The organism is Cytobacillus sp. IB215665, assembly GCF_033963835.1.
Classification (GTDB): domain Bacteria; phylum Bacillota; class Bacilli; order Bacillales; family SM2101; genus Nanhaiella.
This window is the reverse complement of the sequence record NZ_JAXBME010000001.1, coordinates 1-18,630: the sequence shown is the minus strand read 5'-3', so window position 1 is coordinate 18,630 and position 18,630 is coordinate 1. Positions and strand designations below refer to the sequence as shown.

The 18,630-nt window shown below is 33.5% G+C and carries 15 protein-coding genes; 10 read left to right on the top strand and 5 right to left on the bottom strand.

Going from position 1 to position 18,630, the window contains the following annotated elements:
• Nucleotides 1-26 precede the first annotated feature (26 nt).
• From mnmE to rpmH, 5 genes are all read right to left on the bottom strand, one after another.
• Nucleotides 27-1,412, bottom strand: coding sequence for a tRNA uridine-5-carboxymethylaminomethyl(34) synthesis GTPase MnmE (mnmE, locus tag SLH52_RS00075; protein ID WP_320207281.1), 1,386 nt, complete (start codon nt 1,410-1,412; stop codon nt 27-29).
• Nucleotides 1,413-2,349: 937 nt separating this feature from the next.
• Nucleotides 2,350-2,970, bottom strand: coding sequence for an RNA-binding cell elongation regulator Jag/EloR (gene jag / locus SLH52_RS00070; RefSeq protein ID WP_320207280.1), 621 nt, complete (start codon nt 2,968-2,970; stop codon nt 2,350-2,352).
• A complete protein-coding gene (spoIIIJ, locus tag SLH52_RS00065) occupies nt 2,967-3,743 on the bottom strand; it encodes a YidC family membrane integrase SpoIIIJ (RefSeq protein ID WP_320207279.1) in 777 nt (258 codons plus the stop codon). The genes jag and spoIIIJ overlap by 4 nt, the downstream gene beginning before the upstream one ends.
• A 106-nt stretch (nt 3,744-3,849) precedes the next feature.
• Entirely contained in the window at nt 3,850-4,197 is a 348-nt protein-coding gene (rnpA, locus tag SLH52_RS00060; protein ID WP_320207278.1) for a ribonuclease P protein component, read from the bottom strand.
• A gap of 262 nt (nt 4,198-4,459) precedes the next feature.
• Nucleotides 4,460-4,594, bottom strand: coding sequence for a 50S ribosomal protein L34 (gene rpmH / locus SLH52_RS00055; RefSeq protein ID WP_214482797.1), 135 nt, complete (start codon nt 4,592-4,594; stop codon nt 4,460-4,462).
• Between the two features lie 537 nt (nt 4,595-5,131).
• Here rpmH and dnaA point away from each other — a divergent pair.
• The 10 genes from dnaA (at nt 5,132) to SLH52_RS00005 (ending at nt 18,084) form a co-directional block, all read left to right on the top strand.
• On the top strand, nt 5,132-6,481 hold the full coding sequence (dnaA, locus tag SLH52_RS00050; protein ID WP_320207277.1) for a chromosomal replication initiator protein DnaA: 1,350 nt from the start codon (nt 5,132-5,134) through the stop codon (nt 6,479-6,481).
• A gap of 202 nt (nt 6,482-6,683) precedes the next feature.
• Entirely contained in the window at nt 6,684-7,823 is a 1,140-nt protein-coding gene (gene dnaN / locus SLH52_RS00045; protein ID WP_320207276.1) for a DNA polymerase III subunit beta, read from the top strand.
• A 480-nt stretch (nt 7,824-8,303) separates the two neighbouring features.
• Nucleotides 8,304-8,519, top strand: a complete 216-nt coding sequence (gene yaaA, locus SLH52_RS00040) for a S4 domain-containing protein YaaA (RefSeq protein ID WP_214482794.1) — start codon at nt 8,304-8,306, stop codon at nt 8,517-8,519.
• Between the two features lie 12 nt (nt 8,520-8,531).
• Nucleotides 8,532-9,650: a DNA replication/repair protein RecF gene (recF, locus tag SLH52_RS00035; protein ID WP_320207275.1), complete on the top strand. Its 1,119-nt coding sequence runs from the start codon at nt 8,532-8,534 to the stop codon at nt 9,648-9,650.
• A 9-nt stretch (nt 9,651-9,659) separates the two neighbouring features.
• Nucleotides 9,660-9,914 (top strand): extracellular matrix regulator RemB, encoded by a 255-nt coding sequence (gene remB, locus SLH52_RS00030; RefSeq protein WP_320207274.1) that lies wholly within the window; start codon nt 9,660-9,662, stop codon nt 9,912-9,914.
• Between the two features lie 177 nt (nt 9,915-10,091).
• Nucleotides 10,092-12,014 carry a DNA topoisomerase (ATP-hydrolyzing) subunit B gene (gyrB, locus tag SLH52_RS00025; RefSeq protein ID WP_320207273.1) on the top strand — a complete coding sequence of 641 codons (1,923 nt, stop codon included), beginning with the start codon at nt 10,092-10,094 and terminating at the stop codon, nt 12,012-12,014.
• Nucleotides 12,015-12,611: 597 nt separating this feature from the next.
• A complete protein-coding gene (gene modA / locus SLH52_RS00020) occupies nt 12,612-13,376 on the top strand; it encodes a molybdate ABC transporter substrate-binding protein (protein ID WP_320207272.1) in 765 nt (254 codons plus the stop codon).
• 10 nt (nt 13,377-13,386) lie between these two features.
• A complete protein-coding gene (gene modB, locus SLH52_RS00015) occupies nt 13,387-14,040 on the top strand; it encodes a molybdate ABC transporter permease subunit (protein ID WP_320207271.1) in 654 nt (217 codons plus the stop codon).
• Between the two features lie 151 nt (nt 14,041-14,191).
• Nucleotides 14,192-16,681 (top strand): DNA gyrase subunit A, encoded by a 2,490-nt coding sequence (gene gyrA, locus SLH52_RS00010; protein WP_320207270.1) that lies wholly within the window; start codon nt 14,192-14,194, stop codon nt 16,679-16,681.
• A gap of 323 nt (nt 16,682-17,004) precedes the next feature.
• The gene (locus SLH52_RS00005) at nt 17,005-18,084 is read left to right on the top strand and encodes an HD-GYP domain-containing protein (protein ID WP_320207269.1); all 1,080 of its coding nucleotides are present in this window, start codon (nt 17,005-17,007) and stop codon (nt 18,082-18,084) included.
• Nucleotides 18,085-18,630 lie beyond the last annotated feature (546 nt).

Sequence of the window (18,630 nt, the reverse complement as noted above, 5' to 3'; positions counted from 1 at the left end):
TTTTTTTCTTGTTGTTTCCGTCTCGATTACTTCCCAAGACAAAATTGCGAGAATAACTGATCGATGAGACTTTCATGCACTGCTTCACCGATAATTTCACCTAAAAGTTCCCAAGCTCTTGTCAAATCTATTTGAACAATATCAATCGGTACTCCACTATTAATACTATTCACCGCATCATCAATAGCAACTTTAGCTTGTGTTAGTAGCGATATATGACGACTGTTAGATACGTAAGTCATATCTTTTGACTCTATGCCTCCCTCAAAGAATAATGAAGAAATTGCTTCTTCTAGCTGCTCAATCCCTTCCTCTTGTAATAATGAGGTAGATACGATAGGATAATTATTTGCTAATTCTTTTACTTGAGTCATATTTATTGTTTGGGGTAAATCTGTCTTATTAATAATGACAATTACATCCATACCCTCTACGGCATGAAATAACTGTTCATCATCAACGCTAAGCTCATCATTTGAGTTTAAAACTAATAAGATAAGATCAGCTTCCTTTAATTTTTCTCGTGAACGTTCTACACCCATTCTTTCGACGATATCTTCAGTTTCACGAATTCCTGCAGTATCAACTAACCTCAGAGGCACTCCTCTTACATTGACGTATTCCTCAATTACATCACGGGTTGTTCCAGGTATATCTGTAACAATTGCTTTATTCTCATGAACCAAACTATTTAATAAGGAGGATTTTCCTACATTCGGTCTCCCTATAATTACAGTAGATAAGCCTTCTCTTAAAATTTTTCCTTGTTGAGATGTTTGGATTAGCTTATGAAGCTCATGCTGTACATTACTCGCCTTTGGCAATAATAACTGATGAGTCATTTCTTCAACATCATCATATTCAGGATAATCAATATTCACTTCTACATGTGCCAAGGTTTCCAGAATATCTTGTCTGAGTCGATTAATTAGCTTTGATAAGCGCCCCTCCATTTGGTGTAAAGCAACATTCATAGCACGATCTGTTTTGGCACGTATTAAATCAATAACTGCTTCAGCTTGTGATAGATCTAGTCTCCCATTCAAAAATGCACGTTTCGTAAATTCTCCCGGTTCAGCTAAGCGAGCTCCACCTTTTATTACTGTCTGTAATACGCTATTGACAGAAACTAAACCACCGTGGCAATTTATTTCTACTACATCTTCACGAGTAAATGTTTTTGGCCCTTTCATTACTGAAACCATTACTTCATCAATCGTTTCATTATTTATCGGATCTACGATATGACCGTAATGAATTGTATGAGAAGGAACCTCTATCAATTTTTTATCTGAAGGTCCTTTGAAAATGGAATCTGCAATACTTAGCGCTTCAGCACCGCTAAGCCTCACAATCGCAATTGCTCCCTCTCCCATCGGAGTAGAGATTGCCGTAATTGTATCAAAGTCCATTCTTTTATTCACCGCTCTCTTAACATAAAATAACAAGCATTATTTATTATTAAGCTATTTTCGCAATGGTTGTTGCTTTTCTAATTAAGTTATAACCACGAGAAAAAAAACTAAAGTTCGTGACATCTTTTTCTGTAAAAAACGAATACAAACGTTTCGTCACCATTTAATTTGGTGATAATAGCAATACAGTTTACGAAAAAACTTTTTTTAAAACAGCAACAATCACATAAAACCTCGTTTTCTGATGTAATTTAGTCATTTTTGCAACAAAGTTTACGAAAAGAGCCTAATTAATATGACAATAAATATATTTAAAAACGTTTCCCTAAATTTTAAGAATACCATATCTTCAATTATCTAAAAAGATATTTGTATTATCATTTCCCTAATATCCACATTGAATAACCCATTTTAACAAACCTAGATGATTATCAGTTATCCACATGTGAATAAAGACTTTAGTCATTCATTTTACAAAATGACTTCAAGTTACTTTTATGAATATTTGTTTGACATTGTTGTTTCTTTAGTAATGGCTGTTTTCGCATTAATTGTTGTTTTTCGCATTAAGAAAGAACGCCTGGACAACAATGAATAACATTATAAAACCACTTTTTATAGTACTAATTTGATAACAATAGCAACAATGTTTACAAGAAGAGCCTTTGTAATTTAGAACAGCACAATTGCCATTATATTAAAATAGAGAAAAACCATAAAGTTCAGTAGTATATAACTACTACTAATGGAAAAGATCCTTACAATAGCGATGAATGCACAGAGAGGAATAATTAGTAAGGTTTGTAAAATAAAAAAAGCGACTCAATTTTGAAGACATCAAGCAATTAATTACCATTTATTGTAAATTAACTACCGTGTAGTCTATAAACAATAATGTATTATTGCTTAGGTCTCCTATGAGCCACCAATGTACTTATTTTATTGGACTAATTACTATATGACGATGAGGATCAGAACCTGAAGAATATGTTTTAACTTTATCATTAGTTGCCAATGCAGTATGAATAACTTTACGTTCATATGATGGCATTGATTCAAGTGATATATCCTTCCCAGTTCGAAGTGATTTTTCTGCTAAACGTTGAGCTAACTGATACAACGTTTCTTTCCTACGTTCTCGATAATTTTCGGCATCAACAACAATGTTCAAATAATGATCTGCATATCGATTTGCAACTAATTGTGTTAAATATTGAAGAGAATTAAGAGTTTGTCCTCTTTTTCCAATTAAGATTGCTATTTTTTCACCTGACAATTGGAAGTTAACATATTTCCCTTCTTGTTTAACTTCAATTTTGACGCGAACACCCATATTTTCTGTAACTTGTTGAAGGAATTGCTGAGCTTCTTCGACCGGATCATGTAATTTGGTAACTTTTACAACTGCTGGCTTAGTGCCAAAAATACCAAATAGTCCTTTTTTGCCTTCATCGATGATATTTATTTCAGTGCGGTCTTTTGTTGTTTTTAACTGTTCTAGAGCTGATTGTACTGCTTCATCGACTGATTGGCCTGTAGCAGTTATTTGTTTCACTTTTTCTTTTTCGCTCCTCCCGCAATTTCAGATGTTTTTATTTCTGGTCCTTTAATAAAATATGTTTGTACAATCATAAATAGGTTCCCAACTACCCAATATAAAGATAATGCTGCTGGAAAGTTTAGTGCAAAAATAATGATCATAATCGGCATAATCCATAGCATCATTGCCATTTGTGGATTTTGATTTTGAGTGCCTGCCATCATCATTTTTTGTTGAATAAAAGTTGTTACCCCAGCTATAAGTGGTAATAAATAGAATGGATCTGCTTCACCAAGGTTAAACCATAAAAATTCATGCTGTTTAATTTCTACAGTTCTCATGATTGCATGGTAAAAACCAATTAAGATAGGCATTTGTATTATTAATGGGAAACATCCCGCTAATGGGTTTACACCATGTTTTTGGAATAGCTGCATCGTTTCTTGCTGAAGTTGTTGTTGAGTTTTTTGATCCTTAGAGCTATATTTTTCACGAAGCTTTTGCATTTCTGGCTGTAATGCTTGCATAGCTTTCGAGCTTTTTGTTTGCTTAATCATTAACGGTAAAATTACTAAACGAATCAAAAGTGTTACGATAATAATCGATAATCCATAATTATTATTCATTATTTCTGCTACAGATGTTATTAACCATGATAGTGGATAAACGATATATTCATTCCAAAATCCGGTACTTTCTTTCGTAATTGGCTGGTTTACCTCAGTACAACCTGATATGATAGCAACTAAACCAATAAGACCAATTACTAGAAGAATTCGCCTTTTCAATCAAATTTCCTCCTCAAATATTATTCAATTTGATCTTTTATCTGATAAAAGTTTAGATTTATGACCACTAAGTATTGTAACATTTTTTAAACAAAAATTCCCTTGCTTATTTTCCACTCTTTAATATTTTTGCTCTTTTACATACATGGTTAAGACTACTTTTTATTTCCGCATAATCCATTTCAGCAGCTGGTTTTCTAGCAATTATAACGTAATCCATTTCAGCTTTTAGAACATCTTTCGAATCGGTAAACACTTGTCGAATCAATCGCTTTATTCTATTTCTAGTAACAGCATTTCCAATCTTTTTACTTACAGACAAGCCAATTCGGAAAAAATCTTGCTCTGGTTTTTCAAGTACATAAATTACAAATTGACGGTTAGCAAAGGATTTTCCTTGTTTGAAAACTTTTTGAAATTCATCATTTTTTTTTATTCGATACTTTTTCTTCATTTTTATCCCCCTGTAATTCATAGGGTTTAACATTACAATGCGCAAAATTAAGAAAAGCCTACGATATCTATCATCCTTCCAACAACACTAAAGCTAGATAGTTTTATGAATAGCTTTAGTTGGCCGCTTTACGCGACAGCTTGGCGTCAAGCTGATAGATTTTGGGGCTAAATATAGTTAATGCTCAAGCATGAATAGCACTCCAACATAATGTATATACTTTCTTATCTAATTGAAAAAAGACCACTGACGTTTCAGTGGCCTAAGCTGATAATACTTTTCTTCCTCTACGACGACGACGAGCTAAAACCTTACGTCCGTTTTTCGAGCTCATTCGACTACGGAATCCATGTACTTTGCTCCGCTTACGATTATTTGGTTGATAAGTTCTTTTCATTATATGACACCTCCCTGAGGAATAGCTGTTAAAGACAGTCTTACTAATTATAGAAAAGAAACATAATAAATGTCAACCTATCATTTAAACTTCTATATTTTTTTAGAATTGACATACTTTCTCACATTAATAAAGTTGTAATACATCCCTGTGGACAACTTTTTCCCATTTATTTTTGTTCTTCTACAGTTATCGACAGCATTTACCCAATATCTCCTTTTGTGGACATTTTTTTTAAACAACCTGTTAAAGTTGTGGATAAGCTACTAAAAAGCATTGCAACTATTATATTTTTTTGTTATCATATTTGTGTTTTCTATCTGTGAATAATTTATTTTATAATTGCGTTATCCACAAAATGTGGATAACGTGTGGATATTTTATTAAAGGTTGTTTAAATACTTGTCCACAAGCATGGGGATTTGTCGATAAACTACTTTTCATCATTATAAACTGTTCTCCACACAATTTCTGCGTGTATATTTATTCAGTAATACTAATTATGTGAATGCAATCTAATGTAAGGGAGGGCATGTGTTGGAAAATATTTCAGATTTATGGGATAAAGCTCTCAGTGAAATTGAGAAAAAATTAAGTAAACCTAGCTTTGAAACGTGGCTAAAAGCGACAAAAGCATATTCATTAAAAAATGATACGTTAACCATTACGGCTCCAAATGAATTTGCAAGAGATTGGCTCGAGTCTAGATATTCTGTATTAATTGCAGAAACAATTTACGATATAACCGGTGAACAATTAACGATTAAATTTATTATTCCTCAAAATCAGCAAGATGAAGACCTTGAGACAAATATACCTGCGAAAAAAGTGAAAAAACAGGATAATAATCACCCTGAACTACTGCAAAATATGTTAAATCCAAAATATACATTTGATACCTTTGTCATTGGTTCTGGCAACCGATTTGCTCACGCAGCTTCATTAGCTGTAGCAGAGGCGCCAGCGAAAGCCTATAATCCACTTTTTATATATGGTGGAGTAGGATTAGGTAAAACTCATTTGATGCATGCTATTGGCCATTATGTAATCGAGCATAATCCTTCAGCTAAAGTAGTCTATTTGTCTTCCGAGAAGTTTACAAACGAATTTATTAATTCGATTAGGGATAATAAAGCAGTTGATTTTCGAAATAGATATCGTAATGTTGATGTTTTACTTATAGATGATATTCAATTTCTAGCTGGAAAAGAACAAACTCAAGAAGAATTTTTTCATACTTTTAATACTTTGCATGAAGAAAGTAAACAAATTGTTATCTCAAGTGACCGTCCTCCAAAAGAAATACCGACGCTAGAGGATCGCTTAAGATCTAGATTTGAATGGGGATTAATTACAGATATTACACCTCCTGATTTGGAAACAAGAATAGCAATATTGCGTAAAAAAGCAAAGGCTGAAGGACTAGATATTCCTAATGAAGCTATGTTATATATCGCAAATCAAATCGATTCAAATATACGTGAGCTTGAAGGTGCACTTATACGTGTTGTAGCTTATTCGTCACTTATTAATAAAGATATTAACGCAGATTTAGCTGCTGAAGCTTTGAAGAATATTATTCCTAGTGCTAAACCGAAAGTAATAACAATACATGAAATCCAAAAAACTGTTGGTCAGCATTATAATGTGAAACTTGAAGACTTTAAGGCTAAAAAACGCACAAAATCAGTCGCTTTTCCTAGACAGATTGCTATGTATTTATCACGAGAATTAACCGACTTCTCACTACCAAAGATCGGCGAAGAATTCGGGGGAAGAGATCACACCACTGTTATTCATGCACATGAAAAAATTTCTAAATTAATTCAAACCGATTCACAATTACAAAAACAATTGAATGATATTAACTCTCACTTAAAAGCATAGTAGGTTTATACTTATTCTTAATACTGTGAATAACTTAACACATATTACACACAGTCTATCCACATGTGGATAGACTGTGTTTCCTTTGCTATAATTAGTTATCCACAATTCCACAGCCCCTACTATTACTTCTACTATTTTTTTAAAAGATTATATATATATTCAATTGTTAACTAGTTTATGACTAAAGGAGGACTTTATAATGAAATTTATAATTCAACGAGACTATTTATTACGCAGTGTACAAGATGTAATGAAAGCCGTTTCTTCTAGAACAACAATTCCAATATTAACGGGTATTAAAATAGTGGCAAATGAAAATGGAGTTACATTAACAGGAAGTGATTCTGATATTTCTATTGAATCATTTATTCCGCTTGAACACGAAGATTTAGAAGTTGTTGAACTGGTCAAAAGCGGAAGTGTTGTTTTACAAGCTCGTGTATTTAGTGAAATTGTTAAAAAGCTTCCTAAAGAAAGTGTAGAAATTGATGTACAAAACCACTTTTTGACTATTATTAGATCTGGAAAAGCAGAATTTAATTTAAACGGCTTAGATGCAGAAGAATATCCATTATTACCACAAATTGAAGAAAATGATGCTTTTCAAGTTCCGTCTGATTTAGTAAAACAATTAATTAGACATACAGTTTTTGCCGTGTCCACGTCAGAAACACGACCTTTATTGACAGGTGTAAACTTGAAAATAGAAAATAACGAATTGACCTGTATTGCAACAGATAGTCATCGACTTGCTTTACGCAAAGCGAGAATTGATTTGAATACGACAGATGTATCGTATAATATTGTTATTCCAGGAAAAAGTTTGAATGAATTAAATAAAATATTAGATGATTCAAATGATTTAGTTGATATCGTAATTACAGAAAACCAAGTGCTGTTTAAAACAAAACACATATTATTTTTCTCACGCTTGCTTGAAGGTAGTTATCCAGATACATCACGTTTAATTCCTGAGGAAAGTAATACTGAAATGAAAGTGTCTGCTAAAGAGTTTTTACAAGCCATTGATAGAGCTTCTTTACTTGCAAGAGAGGATAGAAATAATGTTGTAAAATTAACCATCTTAGAGGGTGGCGTTATTGAAATCTCTTCGAATTCACCGGAAATTGGTAAAGTTATTGAGGAAGTTCAAAGTCAATCTATTAGCGGTGAAGATTTAAAAATTTCCTTTAGTTCAAAATACATGCTGGATGCATTAAAAGTTTTGGGAGAGACAGATATTAATATTAATTTTACTGGAGCCATGAGACCATTTGTCATTCGTCCTCTTCACGACGATTCAATGCTACAGTTGATTTTACCTGTTCGCACATATTAATTCATGTACAAACATGTCAGAAACAACAATTTGAAACTAATATAACCTTGAATTGAATGGGGTATGATCACTAGTTGAAGATTAGTTCAGAAATAGACATGCACATCCTCAAACTGAATATAGCTCTGATAAATATATCTTTTTTTATCTTTGCAAACGGCTAGTTTGTCATTGATTGTTACTTTCCGTAATAAGAAATGAATATGTATAAATCAAGCGTTCATAGCATCTTTTCTCATTTATAATTTAATTAATTGCATATAATGATTTGTTGCTGTCCTAAATTAGTCCCAATAGCAACAAAGTTTACGACAAGAGCCTTGCAAAAAAGAAAGCTGCTAGTATGAGAAAAAACTAGTAGCTTTCTTTTCTATCCTCATTTTTTTTAGTACAATGAAGTGATAAGTAATTTTTGAAAGTAACATAATATGTTTACAATATAAACTAGCATAAAATTACATGAAAGAGAGCGATCATAATATGACAAAAATGATCACTATCTCAACTGATATTATTACATTAGGTCAGTTTTTAAAATTAGCAGATGTAATTCAAACAGGTGGGATGGCAAAGTGGTTCTTAAGTGAACATGAAGTATTTGTAAATGGACAAGCTGAAAACCGTAGAGGACGAAAACTTAAACAAGATGATGAAGTAGTTATTCCTGGATTCGGAACTTTTATTGTGAAAGTATAGTTGGTGGCCGACTTGTATATTGAAGAACTAGCACTGAAAAATTATCGGAATTATAAGAGTGTGCAAGTAACATTTGAAAACAAAGTTAACGTAATACTAGGTGAAAATGCTCAAGGAAAAACAAACGTTATGGAAGCTATTTTTGTCTTGGCGATGGTCAAATCACATCGAACGTCTAATGACAAGGATCTTATAAGATGGGATGAAGAATATGCTAAAATAGAAGGAAGGATTCACAAAAATAATGGTATCCTTCCTTTGCAGTTAGTTATATCGAAAAAAGGCAAGAAAGCGAAATATAACCATATTGAACAACAAAAATTAAGTCAATATGTCGGCAATATGAACATTGTCATGTTTGCCCCTGAAGATTTACATTTAGTAAAAGGTAGCCCGCAAGTGAGGCGGAGATTTATTAATATGGAGATCGGTCAAGTCTCACCTTTATATTTGCATGATTTAAATCAGTATCAAAAGATTTTACAACAGAGAAATCATTACTTAAAGAAGCTACAAATTAACAGGTCGAAAAGCGATCCGATGCTAGACGTTTTGACGGAGCAACTTGTTGAGGCTGCAGCTAAAATTTTAATAAAAAGATATGAATTTTTAGAGCTGTTACAGAAGTGGGCTGAACCAATTCACAGAGGTATTAGCCGAGGATTAGAAAGTTTACAAATTGATTATAAGCCTTCAGTTGATGTATCAGAAGATGTTAGTTTGTCAAAAATGGTAAAATCATTAACGGAAAAGTTTGTTAAAATAAAAGAGAAGGAAATTGAGCGTGGGATGACTCTTGCTGGTCCGCATCGTGATGATTTAACTTTTTATGTCAATGGTAAAGATGTTCAAACATTTGGATCACAAGGACAACAAAGAACAACAGCTCTCTCACTGAAATTAGCAGAAATTGAATTGATTTATGCTGAGACAGGAGAATATCCAATTCTATTGCTAGATGATGTTTTATCAGAATTAGATGATTATAGACAATCTCACTTATTAAATACAATAAAAGGAAAAGTGCAAACATTTGTTACGACAACAAGTGTAGATGGGCTTGATCATAGTACATTAGATGAAGCCTCTACTTACCAAGTTGTGTCAGGAGAACTGACAAAACTATCATGAGGTGATGTCATGTTCATTCATTTAGGAGAAGACTTGATTATTAGAAATAGTGATATAATCGCTATTTTGGATCGGCAGTTACTCACATCCTCTCCAATTATTGTAGAGTTTATAAAAGCACACAAGAGTGACACTGTTCAACTCTCTGGTGAAACAAAATCAGTCGTAGTGACTCTTGATAAAGTTTATTTTTCACCTCTATCATCGAATACGCTGAAGAAAAGAGCACAAATGGGTTCAGAGCTAGATTCAATTTTATTCTAAATATAAGCAAATTATGATGTGAATTCCAGGATACGTGCTACTGCGAGTGAAATATGGAATAAAGACTATCTTTACACTAAAAGTGTGGGATTTGTCAGATATCATTGTTCTCTATAGTAATTTTATTAATAGCATTTTTGAACGAGTTCACTGAAAGTGCAGGTGGTTTAAGTGACAATGGAGCAAAAAGAAGTAGATCAACAATCTTATGATGAAAATCAAATACAAGTCCTAGAAGGACTAGAGGCTGTAAGAAAACGCCCAGGAATGTATATTGGTTCCACAAGTGGTAAAGGGCTGCATCATCTTGTGTGGGAAATTGTCGATAATAGTATAGATGAGGCATTGGCTGGATTTTGTGATGAGATCAACGTAATTATTGAAAAGGATAATAGTATTACTGTTAAGGATAATGGACGTGGAATTCCTGTTGGTATTCATGAGAAAATGGGACGACCAGCTGTTGAGGTTATTATGACAGTACTTCATGCAGGTGGAAAATTTGATGGTGGAGGCTATAAAGTCTCTGGTGGACTTCACGGTGTTGGAGCCTCAGTTGTAAATGCACTTTCTACTCACCTAGAAGTATTTGTTCACCTGAATGGAGAAATTCACTATCAAAAATATGAACGTGGCGTTCCGTGTGCGGATTTAAAAGTCATCGGTGAGACAGATATAACTGGAACGATCACCCATTTTAAGCCTGATAGTGAAATATTTACTGAGACGTTAGAGTATGAATATGATATTCTTGCAAACCGTCTTCGTGAATTAGCCTTTTTAAATCGTGGCATCAAGATTACGATTGAGGATAAAAGAGTCGGAGATAAAAGTAATGAATACTACTATGAGGGTGGAATCATTTCGTATGTTGAACATTTAAACAGAACGAAAGAAGTTATTCATGATGAACCGATCTTTGTAGAAGGAGAAAAAGAAGGAATTTCAGTAGAAGTTGCCTTGCAATATAACGACAGTTATGTGAGTAATATATACTCGTTTGCCAACAATATAAACACGCACGAAGGTGGTACTCACGAATCAGGTTTTAAAACAGCGTTAACGAGAATCATTAATGACTATGCTAGAAAGCATAATATATTTAAAGAGAATGACTCAAATCTTACCGGTGATGATGTTCGGGAAGGTTTAACTGCGATCGTATCAATTAAACATCCTGACCCACAATTTGAAGGACAAACGAAAACAAAATTAGGGAATAGTGAAGCGAGAACAATAACTGACTCTCTTTTTTCTGATAAATTGGAAAAATTTCTCCTTGAAAATCCTATAGTAGCAAAGAAGATAGTAGAAAAAGGAGTTACTGCATCAAGAGCAAGACTTGCAGCAAAAAAAGCGAGGGAATTAACACGTAGAAAAAATGCACTCGAAATTTCGAATTTGCCAGGAAAACTTGCTGATTGCTCATCAAAAGATCCATCAATAAGTGAATTATACGTAGTTGAGGGTGATTCAGCGGGAGGGTCTGCAAAACAAGGTCGAGATCGTCATTTCCAAGCTATCCTTCCATTACGTGGAAAAATTATAAATGTAGAAAAAGCTAGATTAGATAAAATATTATCTAATAATGAAGTAAGGACAATTATTACTGCATTAGGCACTGGCATTGGGGAAGACTTTGATATTTCAAAAGCTCGCTATCATAAAATTGTCATTATGACAGATGCTGATGTAGACGGAGCGCATATACGTACTTTATTATTAACTTTCTTTTATAGATATATGAGACAAATTATTGAGTCGGGTTATGTATATATTGCACAACCACCTCTTTATAAAGTTAGTCAAGGTAAGAGAGTAGAGTATGCTTATAATGAGCGTCAATTAACTGGAATATTAGAAGAATTAACTGGAAACTCCAAACCAGGAATTCAACGTTATAAAGGTTTAGGTGAAATGAACCCAGAACAGCTTTGGGAAACTACTATGGATCCTAATACACGCACGTTACTGCAGGTCAATCTTCAAGATGCGATTGATGCTGATGAGACATTTGAAATATTAATGGGTGATAAAGTAGAACCAAGACGCAACTTTATTGAAGAGAATGCACAATACGTTAAGAATTTAGATATTTAATATGAGTTATGCTATTTAACTGGATATAAAACGGGGTTTCGGAATTAACGAGCATTGATTTTCCGGGACCCTTTTTATGTTGGTCGTATGCGCATTTACGAATTGTTTTTCGAAATATGAGCTAAATACGAATAATTAACCTTCATGGGATATTTTCTTCTGCAAAACGATGTCAAATGTATTAATACCCTTTTGACTATGCTAATTTGGTGACAATAGTGACAAACTTCTAGACAAAAGCCTATTAAAAATAAAATCAAATATAAGATAGGTGTATGTGCTGCAATTGATCATATTAGAAATTAAGTATGTATTGTTTTAAATTGAATTGGTTAGTGAAATACTCTTATATTAAGTAGCTTTAAATCATAAAAATCTATATAATAGATATGTTATAGAAAATTATATATATTCGTATTTAGTCTTGTTATATCGAGGCTTTGTAATAGCGCTGTTACTATAAATTGGTGTTCTTATGTCTAAAAGAAAAGCTTAGCAACAATTTTTTTGAATAGAGTCAAAAAAACCACATTTTAATAGTTTCTACTGTTAAATCAGGAGGTGGTTTTCATATTAAGAAAAAAAATGATTTTTATTATGGCCATTTTTGTTGTACTTATCGGATGTTCGCCTAGTCAATCAAATAATGATAGTAAAGGCACTGAGCAAAGAGAAATTGAGCTAACTATTTCCGCAGCTGCAAGTCTTCGAAATGCTCTATCAGAATTAAAATCACTCTTTGAACAAGGGAACAAAAATATTAAGATTGCTTATAATTTTGGCTCATCTGGAGCGTTACAGCAACAAATTACACAAGGCGCTCCTGTAGATATGTATTTTTCTGCTGCCAAGGATAAGTACGATTACTTAGTTGATGAAGGTATGATTGCACAAGGAGTAAATTTGTTAACAAATGAACTTGTCCTTATTGCACCGAAAGAGCATGGAACAAACATTAGTAATTTTGAAGACCTTACTAGTCCTAAAATTTCTCAACTTGCAATCGGTATTCCTGAATCAGTACCAGCGGGGAAATATGCAAAGGAAGCACTACTACATATGGATTTATGGGAAGAAGTAGAAGAAAAGCTTATATTGTCTAAGGATGTTCGACAAGTATTAACATATGTGGAAACAGGTAATGTTGATGCAGGAATGGTGTATAAAACAGATGCATTAATTTCTTCCGACATAGAAATCGTAGATGTTACTCATAAATCAAATCATTCATCTATTATTTATCCAGTAGGAATTATAAAAGATACGAAAAATATTCATGAAGTAGAACAATTTTTTGAATTTTTACAGAGTGAACAAGCTTTAACTGTTTTTGAAAAATTCGGATTTAAACCTTTGGAATAAGGAGTCAATCATGGCGGTAGAGTTTTGGTCTCCAGTACAAAAATCAATTGAAATTGCTTGTGTCTCAGGTTTAATTGTTCTCATAATTGGCTTAATTATGGGACGTATGATGTCGAAAAAAAACTTTAAGGGGAAAGTCATTTTTGAAACAATCTTAATGCTTCCTCTCGTTCTTCCACCATCGGTAGTTGGTTTTTTACTCATTGTAATATTTGGAAAAAACAGTCCGGTTGGCAAAGGAATTGAAACAATTTTTAATCAATCTATTATTTTTACGTGGTGGGCAGCCGTTATAGCAGCTGTTGTCGTTTCTTTCCCGCTCATGTATCAATCAGTAAAGACTGGCTTTTCTTCCATTGATTTTGGTATTGAAGAAGCTGCCCGAATAGATGGTGCAAATGAGTGGAAAGTATTTATTTTTGTCTCCATTCCACTTGCATTTAAATCTATCGTATCTGGTGCAGTATTAAGCTTCGCTAGAGCTCTAGGTGAATTTGGCGCAACACTCATGTTTGCTGGTAATATCCCTGGAAAAACACAAACAACATCGACAGCTATTTATGTTGCAATAGATTCAGGTAATTTAGAAACTGCTTGGTTATGGGTGTTAATGATGGTTATCGTGTCATTTATTATGTTAATAGCAGTTCAGTATATTAGATGATATTATTATTTGAGTTATATAGAGTGTGTATATTTGGATAAAATAGTTATTAGTATGCGCAATGTAATGACATTTATATGTGCTACTAAAAAAGTATGTTATGATTATTAAATAATAAAATTGCAACCACCCTCGTAGGAGGTAAATTCACATGTCTGAAAATCAAAGCTCTCGTATAAAAGAAGTAAATATTAGTCAGGAAATGCGTTCCTCATTTTTGGATTATGCAATGAGTGTCATAGTATCAAGGGCGTTACCTGATGTTAGGGACGGACTAAAACCAGTTCATCGACGTATATTATATGCAATGAATGATCAAGGGATGACTGCAGATAAGCCATACAAAAAATCAGCACGTATCGTTGGAGATGTTATTGGTAAATATCATCCTCATGGAGATTCAGCTGTGTACGATACAATGGTTCGTATGGCGCAGGATTTTAACTATCGCTATATGCTCGTTGATGGCCATGGGAATTTTGGTTCTGTTGACGGTGATGCAGCAGCAGCGATGCGTTATACAGAATCACGAATGGCAAAAATATCAATGGAGTTACTTCGTGATATTAATAAAGATACGATAGACTACCAAGATAACTATGATGGATCTGAAAAAGAACCGATTGTTCTACCATCTCGTTTTCCTAACTTATTAGTGAATGGAGCAGCAGGTATAGCTGTAGGTATGGCTACAAACATACCACCACATCAGTTAGGAGAAGTCATTGATGGCGTCTTGGCGCTAAGTAAGGATTCTGATATTAGCGTTGCTGAGTTAATGGAAATAATACATGGCCCGGATTTTCCAACGGGAGGAATCATTCTCGGTCGGAGTGGTATTAGAAAAGCATATGAAACAGGTCGTGGATCAATTACAATTCGCGGTAAAGTTGTCATTGAAGAAAAAAATGGTGGAAAAGAAGTTATTGTCGTTAACGAACTACCTTACCAAGTGAATAAAGCAAAGTTAATAGAAAAAATTGCAGAACTTGTACGCGACAAAAAAATAGATGGCATAACAGATTTACGTGATGAGTCAGATCGTAATGGAATGAGAATAGTCATCGAAGTTCGTAAAGATGCAAATGCAAATGTGCTATTAAATAACTTATATAAACAAACTGCTTTACAAACTAGTTTTGGTATTAATATGTTGGCATTAGTAGATGGACAACCTAAAGTATTAAATTTAAAGCAGTGTTTATATCATTATCTGGAACATCAAAAAGTTGTTATTCGTAGAAGAACAGAGTTTGAGCTTCGTAAGGCTGAAGCACGCGCTCATATTTTAGAAGGACTACGTATTGCTTTAGATCATTTAGATGAAGTTATTGCGCTTATTCGTAGTTCACAGACAACAGAAATTGCACGGGAAGGGTTAATGAATCAATTCTCGTTATCTGAAAAGCAAGCACAAGCTATATTAGATATGCGCTTGCAAAGATTGACAGGCTTAGAGCGTGAGAAAATTGAAGAGGAGTTTCAAAACCTTCTACAATTAATTGCAGAACTAAAAGAAATTTTGGCAAATGAAGAAAAAATCTTGCAAATTATTAGAGAAGAATTAGCAGAAGTGAAAGAAAGATTTAATGATGAGCGACGTACTGAAATTGCAACTGGTGGGTTCGATTCGATAGAAGATGAAGATTTAATTCCCCAGGAAAACATTGTTATTACCTTAACACACAATGGCTATATTAAACGCCTTCCAGCATCAACTTATCGTAGCCAAAAACGTGGAGGTCGTGGTATCCAAGGAATGGGGACAAATGAGGATGACTTTGTTGAGCATTTATTAACTACATCCACACATGATACAATTCTATATTTTACAAACAAAGGAAAAGTGTATCGTAAAAAGGGATATGAAATCCCTGAGCTAGGCAGAACAGCAAAAGGGATTCCGATCATTAACTTATTAGAGATTGATAAGGATGAGGAGATAAATGCTATTATTCCTGTCACTGAATTTGGAGATGATATGTACTTGTTCTTTACTACGAAACAAGGGATATCAAAACGCTCACCTTTGTCATCTTTCTCAAATATCCGTAATAATGGGTTAATTGCACTCAATTTAAAAGAAGATGATGAGCTAATTTCTGTTAAGCTGACAGATGGAACGAAAAATATTATTATTGGCACCAAAAATGGTATCCTTATCCGTTTTATTGAGACAGATGTACGATCTATGGGAAGAACTGCGACTGGTGTTAAAGGGATTGCGATTGAAGATGATGATGAAGTTGTAGGTATGGACATTTTAGAAGATGACTCAGATGTTCTCATCGTCACAAAGAAAGGTTATGGTAAGCGAACGCCAGCGATAGAATATCGCAGTCAAAGTCGTGGGGGAAAAGGTTTAAAAACGTGTAATATTACTGATAAAAATGGAACTGTTGTAGCGGTTAAAGCTGTGTCTGGCACTGAGGATATTATGATTATTACAGCTGGCGGAGTACTTATTCGCATGGATGTGGGTGACATATCACAGATGGGCAGAAACACTCAAGGTGTTAGACTTATTCGTCTTGATGAATCTGATGAAAATGAATTTGTAGCAACAGTTGCTAAAGTACAAAAAGAAGTTGAAGATGAAGATGATGGAGAAGATGAAGAATTAAATGCTAATGAGGAATAAGTTCACTTTAGGATGTTTTTATAAATGAAAAAATCAATTAACTGTACAAAACTGTATTGTTATAGCTCTTCCTATTGTTAACATTGGTAATTCTAATGCTTCATCTAGCTGAGCAAACTTAGTAAAAAGTTTTAAAGTTTATAATAAAAGCCATAATTAAAGAGGGTGACTGAAAAGGTCTGACCGTACGCTTTATATGCTGTATAAAGAGGTTTTTAACCTCGATTGTTTATACAAGATATCGAAGTCGTAGAGTCTGATGCCTATTTTCGGTCACCCTTTCTATATAGTTATGAAATTAAAAAGTGATAGGAGGGGTATTCATGAAGGTATCCATTGATCAATTACAGGAAGGGTGTATTCTTTCTGATGATGTCAAGTCGATTTCAAATAGACCGATTATGGTAAAAGGTACGGTTTTAAATGAGAACTTGTTAAATATTTTGCATATTTTTCTAGTCGAAAGTGTGAAAGTTGACACATTTCTAGTAAATGGCGAATTATTTAAACCTACGAAGCCAAATGAGGAAAAGATAGAGGAAAAAGAAGGAAAAACCCTAACTTTTATTGATCACTATTTACAAGTGGTAGCATATTATAAAAAAATGTTTACTAGCTGGCAAGCAGGTTCATCAGTCGATATTGGTGATATAAGAAAGCACCTACTACCATTGCTAGAAAGGTTTCTGGAAAATCCATCATCTATTTTTTGGCTACATCAACATAGTACGAAAGAGGATTATTTATATCATCATGGGGTAACTGTTAGTTTATTAGCTGGCTTTTTAGGTAAACAGCTACATTATAGCCAAGGAGATTGGATACAAATTGCATTAGCTGGCTTTTTATGTGACTGTGGTATGGCAAAGATTAATCCAAAAATATTAAGAAAACAATCTTCTCTAACTGAGGAAGAAAGATTAGAAGTAAACAAACATCCTGAATACAGCTATAAAATGGTTGAAAAAATTGGTGTCCTAAAAAAAGGTGTTAAGGAAGCGGTTCTTCAACATCATATTAGAGATGATGGAACAGGCTACCCTATAGGAATTCTAAAAGGAATACTACACCCTTTTAGTAAAATAGTTGCAGTAGCAGATGTATATCATGCGATGACATCTGAACGTGAATATAAAGCGAAACAATCTCCATTTGTAGTTATGGATTTAATTATTCAAGATAGTTTTGGTAAATTAGATACGAATGTTGTACATGCGTTAACAAAAATAGTTACGAATTATGCTATTGGTCAAAAGGTTAAGCTATCAAATGGCTATACAGGAAAAATAGTTTTTGTTGAAGAAAAAAACCCTACTCGACCTATGGTCAATTTATTTAAAACTAATGAAATCATTCAATTAAAAGATTATAGAGACGTCTATATTGAGGAAGTAATTTTGTGATAAATGACTGTTTTCGAATTGAGGTTGTTTCTTTGTACTAAAAAACGAGTACGTTACTAGTTTCCATGCCAACATTACTAAACTTAACTTCATTGTGGAATTGCTATTTTAGTAATAGGCTGTTTTGCATTGATTATTGAGAAATAAACACTTATGCACTATAGCTTCTAGGCATCTTTTCATCTATAAACCCTTTTGGTTTGTGTAATTTTGTATACATAACAATAAGGTTTACGACAAGGACCTTATAAAAAGAAAGTTTTAGTAGTTTTATTATTATGAAAATTACTTACTCCCTTGCGCTCAATCACTTTCCCTGCTATACTATTCAAGGTCAACAAGTTGTCAAAAGTAGTCGTGTTTTTTTACAAAAAAACAATTGACGAATGATAGATAACTATGATATTATATAAAAGTCGCTTCAAAAGGACAAAGTTCTTTGAAAACTAAACAAAACAAAAGCGTCAACGTTAATTTTTTTTGAACAAATGAGCAATCAAACTTTATTGGAGAGTTTGATCCTGGCTCAGGACGAACGCTGGCGGC

Bases quoted from the DNA above. Each gene is read 5' to 3' on its own strand.
- mnmE (WP_320207281.1), bottom strand. From the start codon at position 1,412: ATGGACTTTGATACAATTACGGCAATCTCTACTCCGATGGGAGAGGGA.
- gyrA (WP_320207270.1), top strand. From the start codon at position 14,192: ATGTCTGAAAATCAAAGCTCTCGTATAAAAGAAGTAAATATTAGTCAG.
- remB (WP_320207274.1), top strand. From the start codon at position 9,660: ATGTTCATTCATTTAGGAGAAGACTTGATTATTAGAAATAGTGATATA.
- rnpA (WP_320207278.1), bottom strand. From the start codon at position 4,197: ATGAAGAAAAAGTATCGAATAAAAAAAAATGATGAATTTCAAAAAGTT.
- dnaN (WP_320207276.1), top strand. From the start codon at position 6,684: ATGAAATTTATAATTCAACGAGACTATTTATTACGCAGTGTACAAGAT.
- yaaA (WP_214482794.1), top strand. From the start codon at position 8,304: ATGACAAAAATGATCACTATCTCAACTGATATTATTACATTAGGTCAG.
- rpmH (WP_214482797.1), bottom strand. From the start codon at position 4,594: ATGAAAAGAACTTATCAACCAAATAATCGTAAGCGGAGCAAAGTACAT.
- SLH52_RS00005 (WP_320207269.1), top strand. From the start codon at position 17,005: ATGAAGGTATCCATTGATCAATTACAGGAAGGGTGTATTCTTTCTGAT.
- gyrB (WP_320207273.1), top strand. From the start codon at position 10,092: ATGGAGCAAAAAGAAGTAGATCAACAATCTTATGATGAAAATCAAATA.
- modA (WP_320207272.1), top strand. From the start codon at position 12,612: ATGGCCATTTTTGTTGTACTTATCGGATGTTCGCCTAGTCAATCAAAT.
- modB (WP_320207271.1), top strand. From the start codon at position 13,387: ATGGCGGTAGAGTTTTGGTCTCCAGTACAAAAATCAATTGAAATTGCT.